The 2,059-nt window shown below is 66.4% G+C and carries 1 protein-coding gene; it reads left to right on the forward strand.

Translation table 11 applies throughout. The features are described 5' to 3' along the window. Positions 1-686: 686 nt before the first annotated feature. On the forward strand, positions 687-2,059 hold a 1,373-nt coding region (locus ACQ0O7_RS45015; RefSeq protein ID WP_430792084.1), incomplete at its 3' end, for a transposase.

Below are 2,059 nucleotides of genomic sequence, written 5' to 3' on the forward strand. Positions count from 1 at the left end.
CCCCGATCACCTACGAGCGGATCCAAGAAAGATCAGCTACCATCCCACAAGCCGCATAAACCCCGTGTCCAAGTTCCGGGGGTAAGGCCCCTCGGCCGCTACCGCGCAGACCTCGCCCGCACCGCAGCTCAAGCCCCTAACGCTACCGCCGATTAGTTAGCACCCCAGCTACAGTCCGACCACGCACCAACGTCCCAGCGACAGATTGCCTCTTCCGGCGGCACCCGCCGGCTCAATGTGTCTATACGAGTATCAAGAACGGCCCGCCCGAAGCCGGGCCGCGCGCACGCGCTACAGGCCTACGGCCACCGCGCGCACGCCCACGAACACCGAAGCCGAGTACGAGCTGAAGCCATCCACCAAGCAGTTCTGAGACGATGCTTCCCCAACGCTCGCGGTCGTCCACCCTCCAGAAGGAGTCATGATGGCGACCGACCGTCCATCGACCCGGCGACGGCCGGAAGCCCAACTCCAGCCAGGCGGCCAACGAGATCGAGCTATGCACATAGCTGCTCGCGACTGACATCAACCAAGACAGCAACCAGGGTGCACGCTACCGACCATCAGCCTCGGCTATTCAGGCTGAATGCGTTGCATCGAAAGGGCGATAAAGGAAAGGTGCGCCTGACCTGCAAGGATGTGGGTGTCTACGCCATGTCCACAGCAGAGTCGGGTGCACCTTTCTGGTGAGTAAGAGTAGCGGGTGGGATCAGCGGCTGACCGTCGGCTCGGGTGGGAAGGGTCTGGTCGGTCACGCGGGTGCGGTGCTGCTGCGTAAATGCGCGGACCTGACTGGTCTGACCAGCGGGTTGAGCAGGGTTCTACCCCGGGGGAAGGGGCCGGGCTGGTGGGACCGGGGAACGGTCCTGGTGTCCCTGGCCGTCGCGGTCGTGCTCGGCGCGACCAGCATGTCCGACATCGGCATGCTCGCCCATCAGGGCCTGCTGTTCGGTGATCCACCATCGGAAGCGACCGTCCGGCGGGCCCTGGCCGGCCTCGATACGGCGGCGATGAAGCGGATCGGCAAGGCCCGGGCGAAGGTCCGCGCCCGGGTCTGGGAGTTGCTCTCCCGCCGCCCGCAGGGCTTCCCCTGGCTGAACGTGGCCGGGAAACTGCTGACCGGATGGGTGATCATCGACCTGGACGCCACCCTGATCACCGCCCACTCGCCCAAACAGGGCGCCGCCGCCACCTTCAAACGCGGGTTCGGATTCCATCCTCTCGGCGCGTGGTGCGCGAACACCGGTGAGTCCCTGGCCATGCTGCTTCGCCCGGGTAACGCCGGCTCGAACACCGTCGCTGATCACATCCGGGTCCTCGCCGACGCGATCGACCAGGTGCCGCTCGCCTACCGTCGTAAGATCCTGGTTCGCGTCGACGGGGCCGGCGCCACCCACGACCTGCTCCGGCACCTTGATCAGATGAACCGGCTCTGGCGCAGCGTGAGGTTCACCGTCGGCTGGAAGATCACCGAAGCCGACGAGACCGCGATCGCGACTCTGCCCGAAACGGCATGGACCGACAGTCTGAACCAGGACGGCACCCCGGCCGGGTCTGCACAGGTCGCCGAACTGACCGGCCTGAACACCCGCCTGCACGACTGGCCGCACGGGCTACGACTGATCGTGCGGCGCAGCCGGCCCTCGGCCCGGCACACCAGACAACTCACCACTCTGGAACGGGCCACCGGCTGGCGCTATCAGATCGTCGCGACCAGCATCACCCGTATCCGCGGCGTTCCCGGCTCGCACCAGCCGCAATGGCTACCGGCTGCTGCATCTACCCGCGAAACTCGCCACCCATGCCCGCCGCCGGGTCCTGTCCATCCCCGACACCTGGCCCTGGGCCACCGCCTTCACCCTCTGCTGGCAACGCCTGAGCACACTGCCCGCAACCTGACCTGCAAACCCCTGCCCCTACCAGCAGAAAGACCGTCGCCCGGGCACGGAGGCCCGGCGCTTCCGCAGCGCCACGCGGCTCGATCACGCCCACCCGTAAGGGACAAAACGGTCAAGCCGAAACGGACTGGAAAGGATCAAAACCCTCTGACGAATCGAGG

Origin of the sequence: Actinoplanes sp. G11-F43, from assembly GCF_050589265.1 — a bacterium.
Lineage (GTDB): Bacteria > Actinomycetota > Actinomycetes > Mycobacteriales > Micromonosporaceae > Actinoplanes.